At 36.8% G+C, this 26,176-nt stretch carries 23 protein-coding genes; 14 read left to right on the top strand and 9 right to left on the bottom strand.

Annotated elements, in window-relative coordinates:
- Positions 1–283 precede the first annotated feature (283 nt).
- Positions 284–1,600 (top strand): dicarboxylate/amino acid:cation symporter, encoded by a 1,317-nt coding sequence (locus tag ACSBFT_RS02460; protein ID WP_463049093.1) that lies wholly within the window; start codon positions 284–286, stop codon positions 1,598–1,600.
- Positions 1,601–1,725: 125 nt separating this feature from the next.
- Here ACSBFT_RS02460 and ACSBFT_RS02455 read toward each other — a convergent pair whose 3' ends face one another.
- Positions 1,726–2,292, bottom strand: coding sequence for a hypothetical protein (locus ACSBFT_RS02455; protein ID WP_489603255.1), 567 nt, complete (start codon positions 2,290–2,292; stop codon positions 1,726–1,728).
- Positions 2,293–2,582: 290 nt separating this feature from the next.
- On the opposite strand from ACSBFT_RS02455, the gene ACSBFT_RS02450 reads away from it, so the two are divergent.
- The 3 genes from ACSBFT_RS02450 to ACSBFT_RS02440 all read left to right on the top strand — a co-directional run bounded on the left by ACSBFT_RS02450 (position 2,583) and on the right by ACSBFT_RS02440 (position 6,108).
- Positions 2,583–3,071, top strand: coding sequence for a hypothetical protein (locus tag ACSBFT_RS02450; protein WP_463049095.1), 489 nt, complete (start codon positions 2,583–2,585; stop codon positions 3,069–3,071).
- A 203-nt stretch (positions 3,072–3,274) separates the two neighbouring features.
- Positions 3,275–4,591 (top strand): amidohydrolase, encoded by a 1,317-nt coding sequence (locus tag ACSBFT_RS02445; protein WP_489603253.1) that lies wholly within the window; start codon positions 3,275–3,277, stop codon positions 4,589–4,591.
- A 581-nt stretch (positions 4,592–5,172) separates the two neighbouring features.
- The gene (locus tag ACSBFT_RS02440) at positions 5,173–6,108 is read left to right on the top strand and encodes a DUF2914 domain-containing protein (RefSeq protein WP_489603251.1); all 936 of its coding nucleotides are present in this window, start codon (positions 5,173–5,175) and stop codon (positions 6,106–6,108) included.
- Between the two features lie 542 nt (positions 6,109–6,650).
- Here ACSBFT_RS02440 and ACSBFT_RS02435 read toward each other — a convergent pair.
- On the bottom strand, positions 6,651–7,064 hold the full coding sequence (locus tag ACSBFT_RS02435) for a winged helix-turn-helix transcriptional regulator (RefSeq protein WP_463049098.1): 414 nt from the start codon (positions 7,062–7,064) through the stop codon (positions 6,651–6,653).
- Positions 7,065–7,169: 105 nt separating this feature from the next.
- On the opposite strand from ACSBFT_RS02435, the gene ACSBFT_RS02430 reads away from it, so the two are divergent.
- From ACSBFT_RS02430 to ACSBFT_RS02405, 6 genes are all read left to right on the top strand, one after another.
- Complete coding sequence (locus tag ACSBFT_RS02430; RefSeq protein WP_489603250.1) at positions 7,170–7,532, top strand: nuclear transport factor 2 family protein; 363 nt, start codon at positions 7,170–7,172, stop codon at positions 7,530–7,532.
- A 9-nt stretch (positions 7,533–7,541) separates the two neighbouring features.
- Positions 7,542–7,988 carry an SRPBCC family protein gene (locus ACSBFT_RS02425; RefSeq protein ID WP_463049100.1) on the top strand — a complete coding sequence of 149 codons (447 nt, stop codon included), beginning with the start codon at positions 7,542–7,544 and terminating at the stop codon, positions 7,986–7,988.
- 374 nt (positions 7,989–8,362) lie between these two features.
- Positions 8,363–9,031, top strand: a complete 669-nt coding sequence (locus ACSBFT_RS02420) for a hypothetical protein (protein WP_489603249.1) — start codon at positions 8,363–8,365, stop codon at positions 9,029–9,031.
- Positions 9,032–9,313: 282 nt separating this feature from the next.
- On the top strand, positions 9,314–9,895 hold the full coding sequence (locus ACSBFT_RS02415; protein WP_489603248.1) for a Crp/Fnr family transcriptional regulator: 582 nt from the start codon (positions 9,314–9,316) through the stop codon (positions 9,893–9,895).
- A 78-nt stretch (positions 9,896–9,973) separates the two neighbouring features.
- Complete coding sequence (locus ACSBFT_RS02410; protein WP_489603247.1) at positions 9,974–10,597, top strand: hypothetical protein; 624 nt, start codon at positions 9,974–9,976, stop codon at positions 10,595–10,597.
- Between the two features lie 21 nt (positions 10,598–10,618).
- Positions 10,619–11,236, top strand: coding sequence for a hypothetical protein (locus tag ACSBFT_RS02405; RefSeq protein ID WP_489603245.1), 618 nt, complete (start codon positions 10,619–10,621; stop codon positions 11,234–11,236).
- 241 nt (positions 11,237–11,477) lie between these two features.
- Here ACSBFT_RS02405 and ACSBFT_RS02400 read toward each other — a convergent pair whose 3' ends face one another.
- From ACSBFT_RS02400 to ACSBFT_RS02385, 4 genes are all read right to left on the bottom strand, one after another.
- Positions 11,478–13,109, bottom strand: coding sequence for a dihydrolipoyl dehydrogenase family protein (locus ACSBFT_RS02400; RefSeq protein WP_489603243.1), 1,632 nt, complete (start codon positions 13,107–13,109; stop codon positions 11,478–11,480).
- An 88-nt stretch (positions 13,110–13,197) separates the two neighbouring features.
- Complete coding sequence (gene lepA / locus ACSBFT_RS02395; protein WP_489603242.1) at positions 13,198–14,985, bottom strand: translation elongation factor 4; 1,788 nt, start codon at positions 14,983–14,985, stop codon at positions 13,198–13,200.
- Positions 14,986–15,050: 65 nt separating this feature from the next.
- Positions 15,051–16,526 (bottom strand): capsule assembly Wzi family protein, encoded by a 1,476-nt coding sequence (locus ACSBFT_RS02390; RefSeq protein WP_463049107.1) that lies wholly within the window; start codon positions 16,524–16,526, stop codon positions 15,051–15,053.
- A 48-nt stretch (positions 16,527–16,574) separates the two neighbouring features.
- Positions 16,575–17,846 (bottom strand): DUF819 family protein, encoded by a 1,272-nt coding sequence (locus ACSBFT_RS02385; RefSeq protein WP_489603240.1) that lies wholly within the window; start codon positions 17,844–17,846, stop codon positions 16,575–16,577.
- Positions 17,847–17,972: 126 nt separating this feature from the next.
- Here ACSBFT_RS02385 and ACSBFT_RS02380 point away from each other — a divergent pair, with 126 nt between their 5' ends.
- From ACSBFT_RS02380 to ACSBFT_RS02370, 3 genes are all read left to right on the top strand, one after another.
- Positions 17,973–19,235: an alpha/beta hydrolase family protein gene (locus ACSBFT_RS02380; protein WP_489603238.1), complete on the top strand. Its 1,263-nt coding sequence runs from the start codon at positions 17,973–17,975 to the stop codon at positions 19,233–19,235.
- Between the two features lie 412 nt (positions 19,236–19,647).
- Positions 19,648–21,387 carry a M12 family metallo-peptidase gene (locus tag ACSBFT_RS02375; protein WP_489603236.1) on the top strand — a complete coding sequence of 580 codons (1,740 nt, stop codon included), beginning with the start codon at positions 19,648–19,650 and terminating at the stop codon, positions 21,385–21,387.
- 72 nt (positions 21,388–21,459) lie between these two features.
- Entirely contained in the window at positions 21,460–21,858 is a 399-nt protein-coding gene (locus ACSBFT_RS02370; RefSeq protein ID WP_489603235.1) for a hypothetical protein, read from the top strand.
- 398 nt (positions 21,859–22,256) lie between these two features.
- On the opposite strand, the gene ACSBFT_RS02365 is transcribed toward ACSBFT_RS02370, so the two are convergent.
- The 3 genes from ACSBFT_RS02365 to ACSBFT_RS02355 form a co-directional block, all read right to left on the bottom strand.
- The gene (locus tag ACSBFT_RS02365; protein ID WP_489603234.1) at positions 22,257–23,090 is read right to left on the bottom strand and encodes a glycerophosphodiester phosphodiesterase; all 834 of its coding nucleotides are present in this window, start codon (positions 23,088–23,090) and stop codon (positions 22,257–22,259) included.
- 422 nt (positions 23,091–23,512) lie between these two features.
- On the bottom strand, positions 23,513–24,034 hold the full coding sequence (locus ACSBFT_RS02360) for a hypothetical protein (protein WP_489603232.1): 522 nt from the start codon (positions 24,032–24,034) through the stop codon (positions 23,513–23,515).
- On the bottom strand, positions 24,027–24,494 hold the full coding sequence (locus tag ACSBFT_RS02355) for an N-acetyltransferase (protein ID WP_489603230.1): 468 nt from the start codon (positions 24,492–24,494) through the stop codon (positions 24,027–24,029). Before ACSBFT_RS02355 ends, ACSBFT_RS02360 begins: the two co-directional genes overlap by 8 nt.
- A gap of 612 nt (positions 24,495–25,106) precedes the next feature.
- On the opposite strand from ACSBFT_RS02355, the gene ACSBFT_RS02350 reads away from it, so the two are divergent.
- On the top strand, positions 25,107–26,165 hold the full coding sequence (locus ACSBFT_RS02350) for a saccharopine dehydrogenase family protein (RefSeq protein ID WP_463049118.1): 1,059 nt from the start codon (positions 25,107–25,109) through the stop codon (positions 26,163–26,165).
- Positions 26,166–26,176 lie beyond the last annotated feature (11 nt).

The raw sequence follows: 26,176 nt of genomic DNA, 5'->3' as shown, positions 1-26,176 counted from the left end.
GTTTTATAATTTAAAGTTAAAAACCTTAAAAAGGCTTTCCAAAACGACCCAAAGAATTCGATTTTACGGTTTAGGGTCGAAAGACACAAAACCTTCTAGTTTTTTAAGACTTCGCAAATCTGATTTTCAGTCCTTAACCCAATGGGATATGATTTCTCGAAATTATCTAGTATTAAGTCTAAAAACATCGTAATTAACACTAGGAGATCAAATTGAGCTCGGTTAATGCTGTAGAGCTAGACTTCTGTGGAGTCCAAAAACATTACAAACATTAAGAAACACCATGATAGAATTTCGACCTCTCAACAATTTAACCGTCCATTTAGAACGTCTTATACATGGCCGTTTATGGCTTAAAGTAATTATTGGACTTGTTTTGGGAGCAGGACTTGGGTTACTACTAAACCCTTCTACTGGTCTCATTTCGGAAGGCATTAGTTTACCGCTCGCCGATTGGCTTGACCTACCGGGTCAAATTTTCATGCGATTGGTTCAAATGATCATGATTCCATTGATATTCACATCCATCCTTACGGGAATTGTGAGTAACACCTCTGAAAATCTTAAATCGTTTGGTCTTCGACTTTTGCTTTATTTCGTTTTTACTACAGCCATCGCCATCTCCATAGGCGTAGCGGTAACGCTTATTTTGAAACCTGGTCAGTATATTTTTAACCTGGGTGGATTTCCAAATAGTAGCGAAAATCAAATCGTCCCCAATAAGGAAACCAACCTTATTGAGAACATCCCAAGTGCTATATCAAACCTCATCCCCAATAATCCGCTGGAGTCCATTTTAATGGGAGAAATGCTAGGTGTTGTCATTTTCACCATTATCATCGGAGTGGCCATTACCCAACTTCACACAGAAACAGCCAGACCTCTTATTCGATTTTCAGAAGCCATTCAGAAAATATGTATGATTGTGGTATCATGGGCCATGATGTTGGTGCCTTATGCTGTTTTTGGCTTAATAGCAGCTTTGTTGTCCAGAACAGGTGTTGAGATATTCCTCGGCTTAGGCTACTATATGCTTGTAGTTATTCTAGGCCTCCTCCTATTAATCATGTTTTACTTGATGTTGGTTTCGGCAGTGGCCAAAACAAATCCATTCAAGTTTTTAAGAGCGGTGAAAGAACCACAACTATTGGCATTTTCTACTGCCAGTTCAGCGGCCGTTATGCCACTATCTATGAAAACAGCAGATGAAAAGTTAGGCGTCTCTTCTAATATCAGTGATTTCGTTATCCCGATCGGAGCCACCATTAATATGGATGGAACCGCCTTGTTTCAATGTGTGACCACATTATTTATGGCACAGGCTTATGGCATTGAATTGTCGGTACCGAGCTTACTGTTAATCACTTTCACTGTTGTAGCCGCATCTATCGGAACCCCTGCCATCCCAGGAGGTGGCGTTATTATTCTTGCTTCCGTCTTACAAACTGCAGGAATCCCTGTTGATGGCCTAATTGTTATTATAGGTATTGACCGCATTTTAGGCATGTTTAGAACGGCAGTCAATGTAACGGGAGACCTTACGGCTTGCTTGATATTCAATAAGTTTTATGGAGAAAACAATGAATCAGAGCCTGAATAATATACTTCTGCTAGCCAAAACTTCCTGATATCCTTAAAAAGACCGTAAAGTATTAAGCTGAAATTGAAATGCTGTTGAAAAATTATAATATGCCATAAAGCGAGCACGTTTTTGGGTATTTTAATCTAATCAATAAAATATCTACCTAGAACCGAAAGCCAACTGAAAGCGACTTCTGAGGTATTAAAGTTAGCAGTAACGGTATTCAATTTGTCTGTATTTATGGAATGAAGTTTCTTTACAAAAGCAACCATAAAATAGTTGAAACCAATAACATTGGTATTAAATTCTATCTCTTCAGACTTCCCTTCATATTGCAGTCTTAACAAAAACTTATCAGGTGTAAAATACCATCTATGATTCAGATAATCTGAAGCACTGGGGAAAGTACCCACCAATTCGCCATCTACATAACGATCTAACATAACATGATTTTCTATCTTATATAAACTAAAATCTCTATTTCTTCTCCTTCGAAACAGATACCTCACCTTAAGCACACCTTCTTCAACCTTCAAAAACGCCATATTAGGTTCTCTGAAATAGGCAAATAAACCAAGAAAAACTAAAAGTACCAGAGCATAAAATAGAAGACCCATAATGTTTTCAGAAACATCAATGGCCCAGATAGTAGTAGAGAAAAAAATCAAGGAAAAGAGTATAATATTATTCGAAGGAATTGTTCTAATCATCAGTAATTAAGTTATGTGAAAAAGTGTTTACAATTTAAGTTTCAAAATCTAATATAACTAATCAAGTAGCTGAAAAACACGATTAGACCGCTCTCCTAAGCTTGTTGCTTAGGAGAGGCCTTATAAAATCTCTATCTTGACATCAAATGGCATTTCCTGTAGCCTACCCACAAAACACTTGACATCCATTAAAAATGGCCTAGATTAGTTTGGATTTAAGAATAGTGTCTGTACCTTTTGTTCGGATACACAATCGTTGTAAACCAATTTTAAGACGATAGTCATAAGAAATGAATGGAATCAGAAAACATAGAGGACTAAAACGATATTATAAAAATCTTGCGACAGAAAACGACCTAGACAAAGCAACTTGGCTTGACTTTGACAATCCCGAAAATTGGTTTGACAATTGGCATCTACACTTTGACTGGAAAGGCTATGGTAACGGCAGTTTTAAAAGACGAAAACCACACTTAGACAAGTTGTTTAGACACTTTGATTTACTCGTGGACAAGACGAAAGAATTGAAAACCGACTTTCAACTCTATTCAATTCTACTCGACTTTGACAGTTATAGTGATGCTTTATTCTTGCATACACCTAATCCAAACAACAGTCAATTTCCGTTTAAAATTTCAGACTTGCAGTTGATAACAACATTGACAAATCAACAACTAAATGAATACATCGACAACTTGGACGGATACGAAAAACTATATGGAAAAGCTGACGAAGCGTTCTGTTTAATATTCAAAAAAAACCTGGGACAACCTTTTTGACATAAGACAAACTGGCCATAACACGGGTATTGCGTCAGGCGGGCTGACGTGCAAACTTGGAACTTTGTGTTTCTAATGAACTTTAGTAATAAATTGAAACTTTGTGCTCCGAAACACGCCCGAACGCAAACTCCGAAAACGTTAGTGGTAATAAGACATAAGTTCAGGTCAATAAATTATTTAAACAAATCACTTAGAGCAAAATGAAACAAACAACACTAATATTTTTCGCACTGATTAATGTATTTTCTTATCAGTTATTGGCACAAGAAAGCAATTACAGCGAAATGATAGTAAAAAGTGCAGACAAAATTGAGCAAAAAGTAATTGCTTGGCGGCATGATATTCATCAACATCCTGAATTGGGAAACAGAGAGTTTCGTACTGCCGAACTCATCGCGAATCATTTGCAATCATTGGGTATTGAAGTAAAAACCAAAGTAGGCATTACTGGTGTAGTGGGCATTTTAAAAGGAGACAAACCAGGACCTGTTATAGCCTTAAGAGCGGATATGGATGCTTTGCCAGTAGAAGAAATAAATGATTTGCCCTTTGCCTCTAAAGTAAAAACCAATTATAATGGTAAAGAAACCAGTGTGATGCATGCATGTGGGCACGACGCACATGTGGCAATATTGATGGGCGTTGCTGAAATATTAGCAGGTATGAGAAAAGACATAAAAGGCACCGTTAAATTTATTTTTCAACCCGCAGAAGAAGGAGCACCGATTGGTGAAGAAGGCGGGGCATATTTAATGGTAAAAGAGGGTGTACTTGAAAATCCTAAAGTAGATGTGATTTTTGGATTGCATATGGATTCAAAATTAGAGGCTGGCAATATATCCTATCGCCCAGGTGGATATTTTGCAGGGGCAGGTGATTTTAAAATTACTGTAAAAGGCAAGCCAGGTCATGGGTCTAAACCATGGTTTTCAGTTGATCCAATTCTTGTTGCGTCTCAAATCGTTGTTAGTCTTCAACAAATTGTAAGCAGAAATGTGAATATTACCGAAAATGCAGCTGTTTTAACAATTGGAGCTATTAATGGAGGCAACCGTTCCAATATTATTCCTGCCCAAGTAGAAATTCTTGGTGATGTGAGGGCATTCACTAATGAAGATGAAACCTTGATTTACAGCCGTATTAAACAAATCGCAGAAAAAACGGCCGAAGCTGCAGGAGCAACTGCATTAGTCGAGTTGCCTTACAAAGTCCATTATCCCGTTACGTATAATAATATCGCACTTACAAATGTCATGTTACCTTCTTTGCAAAAATCAGCAGGAATGGAAAACGTATTGCTTGTACCCGCTAATACTGGTGCGGAAGATTTTTCATTTTATGCTCAAAAAGTACCTGGATTGTTCTTTCGCTTAGGAGGAATGACGAAAGGCAAAGACCCTAATATGGCGGGACCACATCATACCCCTGAATTTATCCTTGATGATTCTGCATTTAAATTAGGTGTCGTTACCTTTTGCAATTTGGTGTTGGATTATGTAGTGGAAAGTAAAGAATAAGCTTGGCAACATTCTTAAATATCTTATAAGTCAAATAAAAAACAATTAACATGAAGCCAGAAATACTACCACACATACGGTGTATATGCCTTACCCTTCGGAATACAGCACATACACAAATCGTAGTCCGAACCATTGAGCAATGGTATTTTTTTAGCTTCAATACAGCAAAACAATGACAAAATCATATGACTGAATAGGACCCAATGTTCATAAACTTGTTCTTAAATTCCTTGTTCGTTCCATATCAGGCTTTAAATTGTTTGTTATCCCTTAGACCAAGAAATACGAAAACAGAACAAGTTTTATGAATCACATTTTAAAATACTGGCCTTTAATTATTCCAATTTAGCTTTTACTTTAGTCTAGATTTTTATTTTAACCAACTTGTTGACACCTATATGAAACAGACATTAGACAAGTTTGGAAATAACAAGTTTCGAACTTTCATACGAAAACATAAAAAATATGCACCTCTCATATTTTTTATCGGCGGCTTCATTTTCGACACATTGACTCTTGGACGTATAGACAGATTGTACGACCTCATCGTTTTGTGCTTGCATATGACCTCGTTAACCGTGACACTTTATCTTTATAATTTGGCTTTTGATGGCAAGTGGAAAAACACCATTCTTCAGCGATATGAAGAATATTTTCCTTTAGCAATTCAGTTTTTCTTTGGTGGACTTTCTAGTGCATATGTAATTTATTTCTCAAGAAGTGTTTCTTTATCTAAAACAATCTCATTCTTCATTATTCTAATTGTTCTACTTTTCGCCAATGAATTTCTAAAAAAAAGAATATCAAACAAGTATTTACAATTTAGCGTCTATTTCTTTTTAAACTTCACTTTTTTCACTTTTATGATTCCTGTTTTCATCAAAGAAATGAACACAGATATTTTCATTTTTTCTGGACTAGTTAGTTTGCTTTTGACACTAACATTAATAGCTATAATTTATTCTAAAAGTCCTAACACACGTTCAGAAATTAATAAAGTGAAAATTATTGGAATGATGTTATCAATATACACTATCATAAATATCTTTTATTTTTTTAACCTAATTCCCCCTGTTCCCCTTGCTTTAGATAAAGGCATTGTTGCATACAATATTAAACAAGAAAATAATGACTATATCGTCACTTATGAAAGAGGTGATTCCGAAATATTTTGGAGGGAATATAAATTAAAATTTGCTTACACTCCTGGTGAAAAAGTTTATGTTTTTACATCAATATTTGCTCCAACGGATATAAAAAAATCGATTCTTCATCGTTGGAAATGGTATAACGATTATACTTCTGAATGGGAGATTACTGATGACATAGGTTATAATATCACTGGAGGAAGAGACTCTGGTTATCGTGGTTTTACTTTTAAAAAAAATGTAAAACAAGGGTTGTGGAAAGTTGAAGTTGTTACAGAAGAAGGGTTGGTTATTGGTGTCATTCCTTTCGAAATTGTAATTAACTCTTCATCGAAACCTAAAAGGCTGGTCAACAAAAAACTCTAATCTAGCGTACATACTTAAAAATGGATGAAGGACAGGGCCTTTTTGAAAATTAGAGATAAATACATCTTGAAAAAATGACCGAAAAAGCAGCAAGATATTATGACAGATTTTGGACTATTTACGATTAGGTTTCTTCCAAGTCTTATTATAGTTAACCTAGCGACTTAGCTATTAAAGAAATGAATCTGGACAGATATCAAAATATCTTTAATATTCCGTATAGAGCTGGATATAGTTTCAAGTACTACTAAAATTACCTTTCCAATACAGGAACAATTCTTGGAATCGGCTTATCGAAAGGTATGTTTGAAAAAACACAAGAGAAAAGACCGCTCTCTTAAGCTTGTAGCTTAGGTTAGGCCTTATAAAGCCTCTGGCTTGACATCAAATGGCATTTCCTGAGGCCTACCCACAAAACATTTGACATCCATTAAAAATGACCTAGATTAGTATGGATTTAAGAATAGTATCTGCACCTTTTGTTCGGATTCACTAACCTTGTAGGTAATGCTGTAGAAACATCTGAACTACAAACAAAGTTTTTAATTTGACAAATGTTCGTTTTCCAATTTCTCTCGGATTTGGGAAATAAGGTAATCCCGATTTTTAGTTGCTTGAGCCAAAAATACTTTTCCCGCTTCCGTTTTGTCGTCATAAAATCCACCCCAAATAATCATTTCGACTAAAACAGGGAGCATTTTAATTCCTTTTTCCGTAAGACTGTATTTAAAACGTGACCTTTTTACATCATCCTCGCCTTTCGTAATGATTTCGTTTTCTTCCAACATTTTCAGCCTATCGCCAAGGACGCTTGTGGAAACTTTTTCATCGGATTCCAAGAACTCGTTATAGTGCCTTTTTTCCTTGAACATTAAATCTCTTAATATCAACAAAGACCACTTATCGCCAAAGTGTTCCAACGTAAAATTTATAGGACAATGTGAGCGTACTTTCATAAGGTAAAGATAAAAAATATTTTCATTTAACTTGGTTTTTCAAAGTTAATTTGCAACTTCACTTCGGATTTACAAGTTAAATTTGCAGTCTTTAAAACAAAAACAATGGAAAAATCACCAATGCAAGTATTTCAAGCCTTCGGACAAGGCTTGATGTCAGGAACAGATTCTTGGAAAGATGCAGTATCTAAAAACGTAACATTTACAGGACCTGTTGACGCAGTAAAAGGTTTATATGCGTTCGCAAAACTCAACGAAGGCTTTATGCCATTGATTAGAGGCAACGAATTGAAACAAGTCTTAGAATCGGGAAACTTCGTAATTACACAAGTATTAATTGATGTGGCAATGCCATCAGGCAAAACAATCCAATTGGATATGAACGAATGGTACGAAATAAAAGACGGAAAAATCCAAAATATCAAGGTCTATTATGATGCAGAGGAATTTAGAAAAGAAATGAAATAAACATTCACAATGGCAATAATACATAACAAAATAGTCATCAACGCAAGTCCAGAGCAAGTTTGGAATGCGTTGGCTGACCCAGCGAAACTTGACCAATTCGACCCAATCGTGAAAAAGTCGAAATTAATTTCATCTTTAACAAGCGGTTTAGGTGCTGAACGACATTGTGAAACAACCACAGGTTGGTTTAAGGACAAAATTACGGTTTGGCAACCTTATGAGAAATTATCTTTTCAATTAACCGATTGTAACCAACCAATGAAAAGACTTCAACACAGTTACACTTTGGTCAAAAACGGAAATACGACCGAAGTAAGTCAAGTAATGGACTACACAATGAAATTTGGAGTTATTGGTATACTTTTAGATGCTTTAGTCGGCAAACGAACTTCCGACAAACAGATAAAAATGTTTTTTGTAGGACTAAAAGAATATGTTGAAAAGCACAAAAACTAAATTATGGCTTATGACCAACATTTTCCAATTGCAGAGTTCTTTAAGTCCAAAGGTCTCCGTTAGGGACTCTGCAATTCCACGACATAGCAAACATATTTAAATAGTCGATAGAATCATTTAATTCAAATACATTCTGTAATATTAAATTTTACATATGACTGTTAAAAGCGGAGAAAAAGAGGCATTACTACTTAGCAGAGTCCCTAACGGAGACACCGCTGGAGGGAAAATAAATGCTGGCGGTACCAGATAGTTACATATTCGGCGGTAAACCTACCATAAAGGACTTACAAACTATGTATTAGAATAGTCTCTAAACTTTTCTATTCGGATACACAATCGTTATATTCCACTCCAAAATTAAACATCACTCCATGAGAGAAACTTACCTTCAGCAATCTATTAGATTGCTAGAACAAAAAGCTCTTGACAGAGCAAAAAAATCAACGAAATCCGCGACGAAAATTCATGATGAAATAAATAAAATATATCCTACAAATCATAGCTTTCGTACAGCCGCAACAATGTTGACAGACACCTATTTCAGCCGTGCTGCCGAGCTCGCAATTGTTGGACAATTACCTTCGTCATATATCGAAATGCATAGTTTGGTAGAAGTCGCAGCAATTCGCTTTTTTTGCAAAAACATGAAGATAAAGAATCATAAAGAAATCGTTGGGCAGTTGTTAGATCGGAAAACACTCAAAGATTTGTCTCCCTATTATGTTCAAATGGGAATTTGGACAGAAGGGGATGGAAGTTTTGCTAAGCGACTGGCTAACATCAGGAACGGTATTGCACATCGGAACTTGGAACACCTGACAAAGCACTTAGGAACTAACACCTCGCATTCCTTAGATCAGTACGAAAAACTTAATTTTCGGGAATCCGAGTGCTTCGAATCGTTGCAAAAGCAATTGTTCTGTGCGTCAAATTATTTAAGCAATCAAAGAGAAAAAGACGGACATAACCTCCCCGATCCGCGAGGTCTTTTTGACCTCGTGGAATTCAGTCATCGGTCTTCAGACCGCTACACGTCCTAACTCTCATGCTAAACTTTAGAATAAACAATAGATTCTATATGGGAACAAGATATATTACAATCAGTCTGTAGACCGAGGAACATTAATCGAGGTCAAAAGACCTCAAAGAGCGGGTGTGAAAATAGTTTTGGAGAAATAATCCTTTACGAAAAGTTATTCTATATTTTTGATTGACATTACTGATTCATAGCAGCTTTAAGCCTCCCAGACAATGACGAAATAGACGCTGAACTTTCGTCTATGCCAATCTTGGTGCCAAGTGTAACAGTCGATAATAAAATAATGCAAGACATACTCTTTGATTTTATATCAAAATACATTTCTCTAACAGAAGAAGAGAAGAACGCAATTCTTTCTTTTGACATTTTCCGAAGTGTTAAGAAGGGGACTATTTTACTCAAAGAAGGTCAGAAATCTAAGGTTGAATATTTCATTATAAAAGGATGTTTACGGAAATATTACATCATAAATGGTGAAGAAAAAACTACAGCCTTTTTTACAGAAATGGAATCTGTTACACCCCATTGTGTAAAAAATGGTGCTCCGTCTGAATATTTTATAAGTTGTGTAGAAGACACGATACTAACGGTTGCAAACCCAGATTTGGGAGTTGATATCAATACTAAATTTCCCAAATTTGAAATAATGTGTAGAAAGTTTTCGGAAGAAATGTTAGCCAAAGAACAAATCAATTTTGACGAGTTCAAAATCTCTTCTCCTGAACAACGATACCAGAATTTAATGCAGAAAAGACCGGACCTTATTCAGCGTGTGCCACAACAACAACTAGCGAGTTATTTAGGCATAATACCACAATCGCTTAGTAGATTAAGAGCAAGAATCATGAAAAAAAACAAAGAGTAAATCGTTTCTTATCTTAAGAGAACTTTTTGCCTCTATAGCCCATCTAATTTTGCTGTATCATTTAACAATAAAAAAGATATGCAAAAGAAAATTCTATGGATTGGAATTGTTATGGTGTTGGCAAGCTGTTTAAAAGTGAATGCACAATATGCCAAACAAGACAGTACCTACAAAAGGTGGTTTCTTGGTAGCACTATGTTTATATTAGGTAATTTAGATAAGGTAGACCCTCCCAACTTCGCTCAACTCAATCTTGGCTATCGCATCACAGGAAAAGATGTAATATCTCTTGAACTAATAACTTGGCAACATTCCTGGCCACTTGGCATTAACCCTTTTTATAATAAGGCCTACGGTACACCTGAAGAGAAATATCCCGGTAATATAAGAGAATATGGTTTTGGTATAGCTTACCAAAGATATTTTTGGAAAGGACTTTACGCAGCAGCACACGTAGCACCTATGTGGCAAACATTTAAGAATGAAAACGGTAATAAAGTTGGTGATGGTTTTATAATATTCAACACATATCGAGTAGGTTATCATGTTAAACTCTTTAAGGATAGTTTTTTTATTGAACCATCTGTCGGTATTGCTGGCCGTCCTTATTTCACTAAAATGCCTGATGGTTTTAAAGAAAAAGATGACAAGTGGCCAAAATGGACCCCTGAACCAGGGCTGCATTTCGGATTTAATTTTTAGTATCCTTTAACACAATTTGATATGCAAAAGATATTTTTTTTGTTCGCTTTGACCTTTATAATGGCAAACTCAATACAACTGAAAGCACAAAATTCCAAACAAGATAGTATTTCAAGAAAGTGGTTTATAGGAAGTACTCTCTATCTTTTAGGCAATTTTGATAAAACAAATAACCCTGAGTATGTTCAATTAAATGTTGGTTATAGAATAACACCTAAAGATGTAGTTGCTTTTGAGTTTAAAAGATCCATTTATACTTGGCCCATAGGTATCCCTTTGGGACCATCATTTGATGCCCCGGGACTAAACTATCCTGGACATGCACGCATACTTGCACCTACATTAGCATACCAGCATTTTTGGTGGAATGGAGTTTATACATCTGTTCATGCCTTGAATGCTTTTGAAAAATATATGGATGAGGATAATAAAAAAATTGGAAATGGATACACATTATATCTGGACTTCTATTTGGGTTACCAATTTAAGTTTTTTAAAAACCGTATTTTTTTTCAACCAGCTATTGGATGTAGTTATTGGCCTTTAAGAACTAATGTTCCAGAATCTTTTAAATTAGTAGAAAAAAAATGGCCGAACTACTTTATTCAACCGGGGTTTAATTTTGGATTTAATTTTTAGGGATTTTCTGGCTTCACAAGGTATTCCTTTATGCCGATTTATCCGCCGATAGGAGGATAGGCAGCTTCGACCTCTTGGAATTCAGTTTTCGGTCTTCAGACCGGTTCTCCCCTTTCATTAACTAGCGAAAAACGCTACAGCCAAGTTTAGATTTCAGTTCGAAGGTAATCTCCCCCATACTCACAAAAAAACCTCTCCCATTTCTGGAAGAGGTTCTTTATATAATCTTAAGAGATAATCCTTAAACCAACATCTTGGTTGGGTTCTCAAGCAATTCTTTTACGGTAACCAAGAAAGCTGCTCCACCTGCTCCATCCACCACACGGTGGTCGCAAGTCAGTGTTACTTTCATGATGTTCGTGGCATAAAACGCTCCGTTTTTCACAGCTACCGTTTCTTTGATACCACCTACAGCTAGTATACAGCTTTCGTTGTTTCTGTTATTGATAATAGACGTAAAGCTATCTATACCAAACATACCCAAGTTACTTACCGTGAAAGTGTTTCCTTCCCAGTCTTTAGGTTGTAATTCTTTGTTTTTTGCTTTAGCTCCAAGCTCTTTTGTGCTCGCCGCTAAGACAGAAAGTGGTAATGTATTTGCAAATCTAATCACCGGCATCAAAAGACCATCTGGTACAGCCACAGCCATGGCTACATGTACGTGATTGTTCTTTCTGATATGGTCACCTCTCCAAGAAGAGTTTACATTAGGGTGTTTAGTAAGTGCCAATGCACAAGCTTTAATCACCAAGTCGTTAAATGAAATCTTCACAGGAGAATACTCATTCATCTCTGTTCTGGCAGCCATTAGCTTATCCATACAGATTTCCATAGTCACATAAAACTCTGGAGAAGGAATCACATCAGAGAATCCTCTGGCAATAGCCTTACGCATTGGAGACAGTGCTATTTCTTCAAAGCTCTCTACACCAGAAGCAGCCACAGAACCGGCAGCGGCAGCTACAGGAGCAGCAGGAGCTACATAGTTATCGATATCTACTTTGACAATTCTTCCACCCTCACCAGAACCATTGACGGTTCCTATATCTATACCTTTTTCTTCTGCTAACCTTTTAGCCAGTGGAGAAGCCAATATTCTTCCGTTATTATTTGCTTTTGGGGCTGACGCTGCAGGAGCAGCAGCCTTAGATGCTTCTGCCTTAGCCGCAGGAGCGGCAGCGGGCGTAGCAGCAGGTGCTGGAGCTGCTTTGGCCTTAGGAGCTGGGGCCGCATTTGCTTTAAGTAAGGTTTCAAAATCTGCACCTTTCTCACCGATTACCGCAATAACCGAGTTTACTGGAACAGCTTCGCCTTCTTTTACACCAATATAAAGTAAAGTACCTTCATCATAAGCTTCTAATTCCATAGTCGCTTTGTCGGTCTCTATCTCCGCCAGCATATCACCAGCTTTAACCGTGTCTCCTACTTTCATTAACCAAGTATGGATAACACCCTCTGTCATGGTATCGCTCAATAATGGCATTTTAACCAATTCCGCATTTATGCCAGAAGTATCAATCGTTTCAGCAGGTGCTTCGGCTGCAGGTGCTTCCTCTACAGGTGCCGCAGTTTCCTCTGCCGCTGGAGCAGGTGCACTAGTACCTTCAGCATCTAACAAAGCTTGGTAATCTTCGCCTGGGTCTCCAATAACAGCCATAATAGCGTTAATAGGAACAGCTTCACCTTTCTGTACACCGATGTACAAAATGGTTCCGTCTTCATAAGACTCCATATCCATGGTAGCCTTATCTGTTTCCACCTCTGCTAAAATGTCTCCCGAGCTTACCTTGTCTCCTACCTTAACGTTCCAAGCCGCGATTACCCCTTCTTCCATGGTATCGCTCATTTTGGGCATTCTGATTACCTCCGCCATAATTCTATTGTAGTTTCTTTATATTCTTCAACAAAGTCCAAAATTAAGACATCAGCCTATAAACTGGCAATTTGCCTTTGAAAAAAGACTAATTTATTTTCAACACCGCCATAAATGCTTCCTGCGGAACCTCCACATTCCCTATCTGACGCATACGTTTCTTTCCTTTTTTCTGCTTTTCTAGCAACTTACGTTTACGAGAGATATCCCCACCATAACACTTGGCAGTCACATCTTTACGCATAGCTCTGACAGATTCTCTCGCTATAATTTTTGCTCCGATAGCCGCCTGAATTGCAATTTCAAACTGCTGACGTGGCAATAATTCCTTTAATTTCTCACAAAGCTTCTTTCCCCAGTCATAAGCCTTATCTCTATGCACAATGGCAGAAAGTGCATCCACTGGATCGCCATTTAACAGGATATCTAGTTTTACCAAATGCGATTCTTTATAACCAGATAAGCTATAATCTAAAGAAGCATAGCCTCTAGAAATAGATTTCAATTTGTCAAAGAAATCAAAAACCACTTCAGCCAGTGGCATTTCAAAAGTCAATTCAACCCTGTTGGATGTCAAATAAACTTGATTTTTTATAATTCCACGCTTATCCATACAAAGCCCAATAATAGGCCCGACGTAATCGGAAGCGGTAATGATTTGTGCATTAATAAAAGGCTCTTCTAGCTTTCTTATCAAGTTAGGGTCTGGCATTTCTGATGGTGCCGAAACGGTAACCTTCTCCCCTTTACTATTGGTGACATGAAATTTCACAGATGGCACCGTTGTAATTACGGTCATGTCAAACTCACGCTCTAAACGCTCTTGAACAATCTCCATGTGGAGCATTCCCAAGAAACCACATCTGAAACCAAAGCCCAATGCAGCAGATGTTTCTGGCTCCCACACTAATGAAGCATCGTTTAATTGCAGTTTATCCATGCAATCTCTCAATTCCTCAAAATCTGTGGTATCTACAGGATAAATACCCGCAAAAACCATTGGCTTTACCTCTTCAAAACCTTGAATAGCCGTTTTGGAAGGATTAGTAACCAAGGTAATGGTATCCCCTACTTTTACTTCTTTGGCTACTTTTATACCAGAAATAAGGTAACCTACGTCACCGCAATTTATTTCGCCTTTAGGCTGCTGTTTTAATCTTAAACTGCCTATCTCCTGAGCTTCATACTCCTTACCAGAAGCCATAAATCTTACTCTATCGCCTTTTTTTATAGAGCCGTTTTTCACACGGAAAATAACTTCAATCCCTCTATAAGAGTTAAAAACAGAGTCAAATATCAAGCCTTGAAGCGGAGCGTCTGGGTCTCCCACAGGATGCGGTACTCTATGCACAATGGCCTCTAAAATATCTGTAATGCCTATGCCTTCTTTGGCGGAAGCCAAAATAATTTTATCACTATCTATTCCAATCAAATCTACAACCTGATCTTTCACCTCTTCAATCATTGCCCCTGGTAAATCAATCTTATTAATCACCGGAATAATCTCCAAATCATGCTCTAAAGCCAAGAAAAGGTTAGAAATGGTTTGTGCTTCAATACCCTGAGCCGCATCTACAATCAATAAAGCACCCTCACAGGCGGCAATAGACCTTGACACCTCATAACTAAAATCTACGTGACCAGGAGTGTCTATCAAGTTTAAAACGTATTGCTCACCGTTTAGCTCATAGTCCATCTGTATGGCATGACTTTTAATCGTAATACCACGCTCTCTTTCTAGATCCATGTTGTCTAGTACTTGAGCCTGCATGTCTCTATTGGTTACCGTTCCGGTAAATTCCAAAAGCCTATCCGCCAAAGTGCTTTTCCCATGGTCTATATGGGCTATAATACAGAAGTTTCTTATTTGCTTCACAAAGAAAAATTATGAGTTTAATACAAACGGCAAAAATACCACAAATGCAGTGAAAAAATGAGGAGTTACCAAATTCTTTGGTAAGCAAAGTTAATACCGTAGTTATCTTTAATAAGTTCACCATGATCTATACCGATATCTACCTTAAAAAAGGCTCCTTTAGATTTTAAAGGCACCTTGAATTCAAAACTGGTATTTAATTGATTTAAAGGGGCTACTGGATACCAAATAGAACCAAAGTTTTGACTGTAAGACCCTTTGGCCACTATCCCAATAGCATTAAGTTGCATTTGCGTAGCCAAATAAAATACCTTCAGCCGGTTAGAATTACTGAACGTAAAGTTACCTTTTGAGCTTTCTAGTTTCAATTCCTTATCGGGCACAAAAAACGGCGAACCGATGGTTTCCGATTGATAAGACCATCCGTCTAAATACTGTTGATGGTTAAAATAAAAGCCATTATTACCATAGTCTTTTATGGGTTTATTCAATAAGCGGGCTATCAAGGCATTATAACTTCCTTGATTCATAGAAAACAAATATTCAAACACCACCTTCTTAAAAACCGCCTTCTCCTTAGCATTATGGAAACTAAAGCCGTAAAGCCCATCATCTAAATTCGAAAAACTACCTAAGGTTCTGCCTGTTTCTATAATGTTGTTTTTATAGAGCATCACCGTGCCTCCTTTAAAGGAGAAGTCCATACCCAAATCTATTTGGCTTACATGATTTCCAAACCTATTTTCGGTTTCAAATCCTCCGTATCCTAAGGTCGTGTCTACTATGGCTTCATAAGGGACAACCACCTGTCCATAAGTAAACCAATCGGATGGAAACTTGCCATCCGTCAGCTTTCCAAATTCACCTTCTGCATCATATTTTGGCGTCCCGCCCCACTGCACACTGTGTAATACGCCCCCATAGAGATGAATCTTGGATTTTTCGGAGCCTATTCTGCCATAAAGAGATTTTTGATGTAAAAAAGACGCTTTAACAAAGTTTTGTTCGCCAAACCATCCATGCGAATAATGTCCTTTAAACGCCAGCCAATTAAAAAACACCTTTCTAAATTCTGGAACGGACAATCTGATTTCAGGAATGGGCAATGCATTTCCAGACCAGGTAATGGAACCACTACTCAATGTACTGTCTACTAAGCCGTGGATACTTTTTATTCTTCCACCTGAAAGTCTAAATGCTCCTAAGTTTAAACCGACAAAAGCCTCTGGTAAAATAATTAAGGGCTTCTCCCCCACTATGGTGACCAAATCGAAACAATAATCTGCGGAAAAGAAACGCTTGGTGGTATCTTTTTTTGACTTTAAAACCTGCCGAAAATATAGAGAATTACCATTTTGTGGCACGGCACCAAACTTGTTGTTTTTTTGCCAAAAAGGGATTTTGTCATTCAGGCTGAAGTAGCCACCCAATTCAAAACCGTAGTTAAATTTGTTTTTCAAACGGACACTATCTGTCTGAGCCTGAGCCATCAAGGAACAAGTCATCAGTATACCAAATAGCACACGAAGCGTAAGCCGCATTTAATTTTTAATCAGTTTTTCACTTAAAGCTAAGCAAAAACTACGCCACTATTGACCTGACGCTAAGCGAATTAATTGTGTGGTAATATAGCCCGCATAAGTTCCTAAGGCATAGCCCAAAACGGATAAAATGACGCCAACAGAAATTAAAGAAGGATGAAAAGCCGCTGCCACCACAGAGGCCGAAGCCGCACCGCCCACATTGGCCTGTGAACCTACCGCCACAAAGAAAAATGGCACCTTTAGGAGTTTTCCTGCGGCTATAATAAAAATGGCATGAATCACTATCCAAATAAAACCTACCAAAAACAACATGGGATTTTCTGTAATGGCCACTAAGTTCATTTGCATGCCTATGGCTGCTATCAAAACATAAAGAAAAACCGTAGCTATTTTGGTGGCTCCCACATGTTCTATCTCCCTCACCCTAGTCTGCGAAAGGAAAATGCCAATTAAAGTAACAATAACCACCACCCAGAAAAAGCTAGATGTTAAACTAAACTGAGCCAAAGAAGGATAGTTGTTAGAAATAAAAGGTGTGATTAGATCGGATAAAAAATAAGCGACCGCCGTACCTCCAAAACCCACAGCCAAAATTTTTATATAATCTTCAAAAGCGGGCACCTTGGTTTTCTTTAAAGATTCCGCTTCTAGTTTCTCTTTGATTTCATCTATTAAATCCGAGTTTGAACCAAAAAATTTGTTCATTTTGGCTTTATTGGCTACGCCCAAAAGAAGAATGGCCAACCAAGTTTCTGCGACCAAAATATCCACCGCCACAGATTGAGAAAACAGCACAGCACTGGGATTAAAGACTTCTTTCAACGCCGTTTGGTTAGCCCCTCCTCCTATCCAGCTTCCTGCCACAGTAGACAGTCCTCTCCATGTATCGGCATTTACTCCAGAAAAAGTCTCAGGGCTTATGGCTTTTACTATCAAAACCGCTAAGGGCCCTCCTATCACCACTCCTGCTGTTCCAGCCAAAAAGACCAAGACTGCTTTTATGCCTAACTTCTTAAGCATCTGAAGGTCTAAACTCAGCGTAAAAAGCAATAAACAGGGTGGCAAAAAATACCTGCTCACCACAGGATACACCTGAGATTCTTCACCAGAGATAACTCCTAAAGAGTTTAATGCCCCTGGTAAAAAATAACACAAGAGTATAGGCGGAAAGAACTTAAAGAAGGATTGCCATGGCTTGCTCCCGTTTTTGTTTCGGTCAAAAACAAAGTAAAGAAGACAAATTAATAAGCCTAAAACGATGGCGTCGTTGGTGATGAGGGTTTCTTTGAACATGCTCAAAACTAAGGAAATTTTCATTCCATAAAATTAGAAATCCTTGCAAGTCCCTTTAATGCTCTGAAAATAGACAGAAAAGCTATTATTCAATAAAGCTTTTTTGCAATTTTGAATGAAACTAACTTTCATCAATACCCTAATTTAATAATGAAAAAAACTTACTTAAGTTTAATCGCAGTCCTGATTGCGTTTTCTGTTCAAGCCCAAAACGAATTTATTTATGGCGATGCCCTGCCAGATGCTCCCGAATTAGCAAAAAGAGGCCCGCATAAAGTGGGAGTTAAATCCTTAGAATTTGTTCACAAAAACCAAGTGGACATTATCAATTCTAAAGATGGCGTAGACGCCTTTTATGATAGGGACTTAAAAGTGGAAGTATGGTACCCTGCCGACGTGGCAGACGAAAACCCAGTGATATTATACGACGAAGTAATGGGAACAGCCAATGACGAAAAACGCCCATTAATTCCCTTTCAATTTAAAGGTCGAGCTAGCAGAAATGCCAAGCTTAAAAGCAGCTCTAGCAAATACCCGCTTATAGTGGTTTCACATGGTTATGTGGGCTCTAGATTCTTAATGACTTATTTGACAGAAAACTTGGCTTCTAAAGGTTACATAGTAGCCGCTATAGACCATAAAGAATCCACTTTTAGAGATGCCAATGCTTTTCACAGCACCTTATTAAACAGAGCTCAAGACATTCATTTTGTGGTTAATGAAATGACTAAACTGCCATTTACCAGTAAAGTAATGGACTCCGAAAACATTGGAATTATAGGCTACTCCATGGGTGGTTATGGTTCTTTAAATGTAGCTGGTGCTGGATACTCTCAAGGTTTAGCTAAGTTTTTTGGTAGCATGACAGGTGGTAGCAAAGCCATTGATGTGTTAACGACAGGAAACGAAAAATATGAAGCAGCTTTTGACAGCAGAATTAAAGCGGTAGTGGCTTTTGCCCCTTGGGGAATGACCAGAGGTATTTGGGATGCAGAAGGACTTAAAGGTTTAAAAATACCAACCTTCTTTGTGGCTGGAAGCCAAGACGATGTATCTGGTTATGAAAAAGGCATTAAGGCCATTTATGAAGGTGCTACCAATGTGGAACGCTATATGTTGACTTACGATAACGCCAGACATAATGTAGCTCCAAACCCACCACCTGCAGAGTCTTTAGCAGAAGGCTTACCTTTTGATGAGTATTACAGATATGCAGAACCATCATGGGACGAAAGACGCATTAATAATATTAACCAGCATTTTGTAACTGCTTTTATGGATACCAAACTAAAGCAAAAAGACCATGCAAAATACCTAGACTTAAAACCAAACTCAAACGACGCCACATGGGAAGGTTTTAAAGACAGGTCTTCTACTGGTTTGGAATTATTGCATGCTGGGGCTGGGGAGTAGTCACTTTCAAAAGAAAACCCCTTGCAGAGGCCAATGAATTGAGATTCTGAAAGGGGATAAACACTATCTTTTATGACGAAAAATTCTCTATTGGTCGGTCAAAAGACCGACTAACACAAGTACAAGGTCAAAAAGACCTTGCACAGCGGGGTCCAATGAATTGAGACTTTGCAAGGGGAAATAAACGTTACCGTAAAATAAGTTTTCTGTTTAATAACTAATATCGAGCAAAGATCAGTTAACACCTTGATAATATATACATATATATCCGAAATACGATTATATAAAATTCGCTTGAAAACCATAAAAAACTAACTACTTGAAAGTTAACTTATTTTTTCATACGTTTGAAAAGCAAAATCGCTTGATTTTTAAACTAATTTCTAATAACACAATTTAAACTTTAATTCATATGAAAAAATACACATTTACACTTTTATTCTTTTTTGTAATTCTAAATATTTATGGTCAAGAATACGTAAAGTCTCAAGAGATTGTTCTTTCATCTGAGGACAATATCGTATTGTCTCAAAAACTAAGTGATTACAAAACATTTTCTTTAGACATGGAAGTTATTAAAAAATTTAACATTCAAAAAGGCGGCATAATTAATTTTGATTTCTTAAGTGAGCTCTATAATCTAACAGACATTAAATTAGAAAATTATAATTTAATCGAAAAAAATCTAATGATTACTAATTTAGACAAAGGCGAGAATGAACTCTTGCCTTTAAATATATATACATATAAAGGTTACGAAGCTATTGATACAACTAAGTGGGCTAGATTTACTTTTAACAGTGAAGCATTTTGGGGATTTATCAATAACGGGAAAGAAGGTAATATTATAATTGAACCTTTGAGTAATTATCTGAAGGACAATAAGAATCCTTCTTCATATATAATTTTTAAAGAGTCGGATTTAAAAAATATTGGAATCTGCGGAATCAAAGATGTTGAGAATTCAACTTCAAAGAACTTGAAAGTTTCGAATTCGAGTAATATGTGTAGGATAATGGACATTGCGTTAGAGAGTGATTATGAATGGTACTTACAATATGGTTCCAATTCTTCATCACAAATGGCTCAAAATATAAATATAGTTGATCAAATTTATACCAATAATTTTAATCTCAAATTAAATGTAACTTACATAGGTACATATACCAGCACTTCCGACCCATATTCTGATACATCCGATCCCCATCAGGCATTGAGTGATTTTAAAAATTATTGGAATGCGAATAAGAGTTCTGTAAAAAGAGATTTATGCCACATATTTACTGGTAAGAGTCTTACAGTTGGGACTTTTATTATTTATGGAAACTCATATGGTGTTGTTGCTCCAACTGCTAACGGCGTAATTTGCAATCTACCAACCTCCAGTTATTCTTTTACCACAAAAATTGCCCCACAAAGTACTACATGTGCTCATGAAATAGGACATAATTTTTCGGCCGTTCATGATAATTCTTGTAATAACTTTATAATGTGCCAAGGAACGGTCATAAGTTCGACCTTTTCAACGACTTCTTTTAATACAATAAATAATAAAATAAATAGTATAAACTCATGCTTTGATCAGGGCGATATTTCTCCCGTTTATTTAAACAATGTTCAAATTGCACCATATAATCCGAATAATGTTTGCATTTCAAGTTATCATAGTTTATACGCTCCTGGGGATCATATAGTTTCTTGGTCTTTTTTCCAAAACACATCAGGAGCTTCAATAACTAATATTTCCAATGGAGGTACAAATGCAACCATATATGCAGGAAATACAAGTGCTAACTTTACAATGAAAGCCTCAAAGTCAAATTTATGCGGAAGTTTTGAAAGATTTTATCCTTTTAATGTTAATAGCTGTAATAATTTTAAAGTATATCCAAATCCTGCCAATGAACTTCTTTTTATTGTGATACCAAATGAAATTGACCTAAACGAGTTGTCTTTAAGTTTTTATAATATAGATAAAAAAATTGAATACCGTATTAAAAAAGATGAATCAAATTATAAATTACATTTAGAAAATAATGATAAAGTAATTGAATTGAATGTTGAAAAATATGCGAGAGGTCAGTACTACTTGAATTTCATACTAAATGATAAAAATTTAATTAATGACGCTGTAAAGATTATTTTAGAGTAGTAAAGAGTCTTTTTTCTTGATTTCATATATAGTCAATTGTACAATAAATATTTACACAAAAACTAACGAACAATGTTCAAAATAGTCTTCAAGTCTTCTTCTTTAAAAATTATCCCAATTATAGCCTCAATATGGTTAACTTCATGGTCTTGTACCAAAAATGAAGGAATAATTGAAGAGTTAAATGCTAATCCTTGTAATGAAAAAATTGAAGGGCTAATTTTTAGTAAGAACTATGAAACTGTTGAGATGGCCTTAAAAAACGCCAATATAAGTCTAGATAGCTCCAGTATTGTTTATGGATTCACAAATCCCACTAGCCAGCAAGTTTACTTAGCTTGTAATTTTCCAGAAGAGTTACAAAGTGGGTTAGGCAAGAATATAAATGTTACATGCAAAGTTTTTGACATAATAAACGTGGATGTAAGAGAAATCCCAATTGAACTCATAAACTATGAGATACTAAAATAGCTGTATACTTTCTCCTCCATCGGAGTCTATATGAGAGACTCCGATGAGAAATCCCCTCCTCTGAAGTCTCCGCCAGGGACTCCGAAGCTTTACAAATAACCCATTTACTTTTCAAAATTTTCGCTAAAACCTATTACCAATTCTAACTATTCAAACCAGCCTTTCCTCCTATCGGCTGAAAAATAGGCAGCTAGAAGACCTTGCAATACGAGCTTTACAAGAGTTTACTAAATACCATAGAGTCTGCTATGCTGGGTCTTTTCGACCCAGTATGTCTATTAACAGGTCTTCAGACCTATACAAGGAATACTCCGCTTTTGGCTGAGAAATCGGTAGCTAGAAAGATCTACCAGAGTTTGCAGAGTCAAATGAGTTGAGACCCTCCAAGGAAAGAAGTATTAAAACTGGCGAACGTCTAGTTTTGAAAAAGCTTGAATCATCTCTTCTAGATTATCGGTCAAGATAAAATCGACTCCAGCATCAAAAAGTGTGTTTAATTGAGTTACTTTTTCTGAATGAAAATAATTAATCATAACACCATTATCCTTTAATCTTTTAATATCGGATAGCATTTGATCATCATCTCTACTACTTTTTATTTGCAAAAATGGGTAAGCTTCTTTAATGGTATCTTCAATATATGCTGCACGTGAATTTAATCTGTTCATGTTGCATATTTTCAGACCAGAATCTACACTTCTAACACCGCGTGCAGCCTCTTTTTCACAAGCAATTACGGCTTGATTCATTCTATTTTCAGCAATAATCACTTTAGAAGTTTCTATACCCACTTTTTCAGTACCCTTAAGATGAATATTTAACCAAATATTTTCAGGCATCATCTGAAGAACCTCTTGAAGCGTTGGTACTTTTTCACCAGCAAATTTGTCAGATTTCCAAGTACCCGCATCTAGCTTTCTTATCTCTTTAAAAGTCAATTGAGAGACTTTCCCAGAACCATTTGTTGTTCTGTCTACGGTCTCATCATGCATTACAATCAGCTTGTGGTCTTTTGTAAGCTGAACATCGAACTCAATCATGTGTGCACCTAATCGAATAGCCTCTTTAAAGGCAGCCAAGGTATTTTCTGGATGGGTTTTATTTGCACCACGATGAGCACAGATTCCTTTTGAAGGTAAACTTTCAGATTGTGCTACACAAAACACATTAATAAGAAGAAATGGTAGCAAGAATAAACACTTCTTTAAGAAAACGAATTTATCAGAATTCACAGACTATTGTTTTAGGATGATATACTTAAATAAAGATAGCCTTATTTAAAACTAAATTTCAACAGTAGAAATCAAAAAACTCACAACATAGCCTCTACCCTAGGTAATAGAACCTCATCTTCAATAATGGCGTGTCGTTTTAAATCTAACTCGAACAAGTCAATATGATTCATAAACACGCTATAAGCGAAAGGAACTTTCATGTCCTTAACAGCCTTTTTCCCTCCTTCGGACTCTCCGCCATGGACTCCACAGCTTTACAAATAACCCATTTATTTTTCAAAATTTTTGCTAAAACCTATTACCAATCCTAATTATTCAAACCAGCCTTTCCTACTATCAGCGGATGGAAAGACCAGTCCTAGCAGTGCAGGGTTCAATAAATTGAGACTTAGCTAGGGGGAGATCAATAGCAATTAGAACTAAAGCAAAACCTCCTTGTTACTGACATGTTTACGCTCTGTTTTTTCCCATTCTGATGATGAAAGAAAAGCACTAACCTTATCTTGATAATAAACCCTAGGCCATAACTCCTTTTCAAAACTGCATAGATTTTTATACGTGGCCTCAGAATGAAGCATCAGTCTATAAATAAAAGTATCCTTCGGGTCACGATGGTTATTTATAACATGACTCAAGGTAGTAGGCTCAATATCAATATCTAATGCAAAGTTTTTCCTCTTTGTATAAAGAATGTCGACGTAAGTTTCTAAAAACTTAGAAAAAGCGGGCTTGCTCTGCGACAAAGGTTCTTCTAAGTATTCTTCCATTTGATATTTCAACTGTAAAAGTTTTGCAGAAACTCCTTCTCTCTTTTTAAACCTCAAAGCTCTAGCAGCTAAAATCGCTTCGCTTTCCGATGCCCTTTCGGAATCCGATAAATTACGAGAATCAACTAAATATTTAAACTCCTCTAAATCCTTATTTACCGTTTCTTTATTCATAATCGTATTTTTTTATTAAGTAAATAAGCTCATTTCCATCTAAAAACAAGCTCTTTCCAGCTTCCAGCATAGCATACTTTTCCTTATAATACTCTTTCAATACTGTTTTCGGAATAAGTGAGATGCACGCCCATTCTCCAAACATTTTAATAGACTGTTTCCCTGCAAAGGCAATTAAACAACCCACTATATTCCTATACTTCTTATCCTTCCCGCTATTTTCTTTTGAAGCAGCTAAAAGCCTGATAACTATTCTAGATTCACTCTCTATAAGCTCCAAGGATACTAGACCTAATATATCCTTTGAGCCCTTTATTTGTAATTTATAAACCTTGAATTTCCTTTCTTCTCTCCAATCAAACCAATAGCGTTCTTGCGTAATAGCATTAAAATCCTCCTCAACTACGGTAACAATTTCAACCTTATGGCTATTTCCAGAGTCGCTCTCGATTACCTTCATGTATTAAAGTTAACAAAAAGTATACATAAAACGTAAATAAATTTAATACATATTGCGAATTTTGAATAACTTTTAACATTGGCTCTGCTAAATATGAATAATATTCAATCTTAGAATATTCTGCCATACAAATTCTTCATTTCTGCCGCTTTATTCACCCGTAGGAATACAGAGTCCAGTAAATTGAAACTCTGTAACAGAGAAGCAATTTACAATCTTAGAATATTCTGGAAGTGGGAATGTATAAGCACTAGGAGCGTCTGAGAATCCTCCAAACCAACAAACCCTGAAAAAAACCTGCAAGAAAACGTCCTAAGAAGAAAAAACACCGAAGGTTATGAGTTCTAGTCCCATAAACATGGACCATAAATAAACTGACTAGAAGTAATAACAATCCGTAAAAGGTAGGAAAACCTATTACTAATCCTAATTATTCAAACCAGCCTTTCCTCCAATCGGAGATAAATCGGCAGACAAGAAGACCGTGCACAGCATAGGCACGGAAGCCTCGGAAATCAAAAAGTCTTAAATTCATTAAGCCCCTTCCAATTGCTTTTCCCCTTCCAAATGTGTAGATTTCGTACACTTCAACAACCAAACCGATTAAATCTTATGAAACGCATTTTAGTCCTAGGAATGGGCAAAGTGGGTAGTCTGGTAGGCGTACTTCTTAGCAAAAAATTTGAAGTCACCGGGCTGGATAAAAAGAAACCCCATTACAATTATCAATTACCTTTTAATGTCATTGAAGGTGACGTTAGTTCAGAAGAATTCTTGCAGAAAACGCTGCCAGACTTTGACGCCGTAGTCTCGGCTTTACCTTTTTTTCTAAACAAACCTATCGCCAGATTGGCGGCTGCCTTAGGTCTTCATTATTTTGACCTCACAGAAGATGTTTCTACTACGAATTACATTAGGGATCTATCTAAAAAGGCCACCACGGTAATGGCTCCACAATGTGGCTTGGCTCCTGGGCTTATTGGCATAGTGGGAGCTAATCTGGCCTCAGAATTCGACAAAGTAAGAGACATTGAACTTAGGGTAGGAGCTTTGCCCAAATACCCCAACGGTTTGCTGGCTTATTCTTTCACCTGGTCGCCAGATGGTGTCATTAATGAATACATCAATGATGCAGAAGCTATTCATAATGGCGTTCGCAAAATGGTGACCTCTCTGGATGGTCTTGAGTACATAAATATAGAAGGAAAAGAATTTGAAGCTTTTACCACCTCTGGTGGTTTGGGCACTATGTGTGAGACTTTTGAGGGTAAAGTAGATACTTTAAATTACAAGACCATACGCTATCCCGGGCATTGTAAATTGATGAAATTCCTTATCCAGGAATTAATCTTAAAAAAAGATAAGCCCTTACTTACCAGCATTCTGGAAAACGCTAAACCTCCGGTAAAAGAAGATGTAGTGTATGTGTATGCCATCGTAGAAGGCTGGCAAGATGGAAAATTACTCAGAAGTGAGTTTTACAGAGCTTATATGCCTTTAAGTATTGAAGGTAAAGTATGGCGAGCCATCTCCTGGACCACCGCTGCATCTATTGCCGCAGTGGTAGAAATGGTGGCCAACGGCAGTTTACCACAGCAAGGCTTTATAAAGCAAGAGGAGATATCATTTGACGCTTTTCTGGCGACAGAAAACGGTCAGTATTTCGTTTAATTCTAAAGACC

Source organism: Arcticibacterium sp. SM2516, assembly GCF_057914865.1.
Note: the sequence above shows the minus strand (reverse complement) of the source record. Positions and strands in the feature narration are given on the sequence as shown.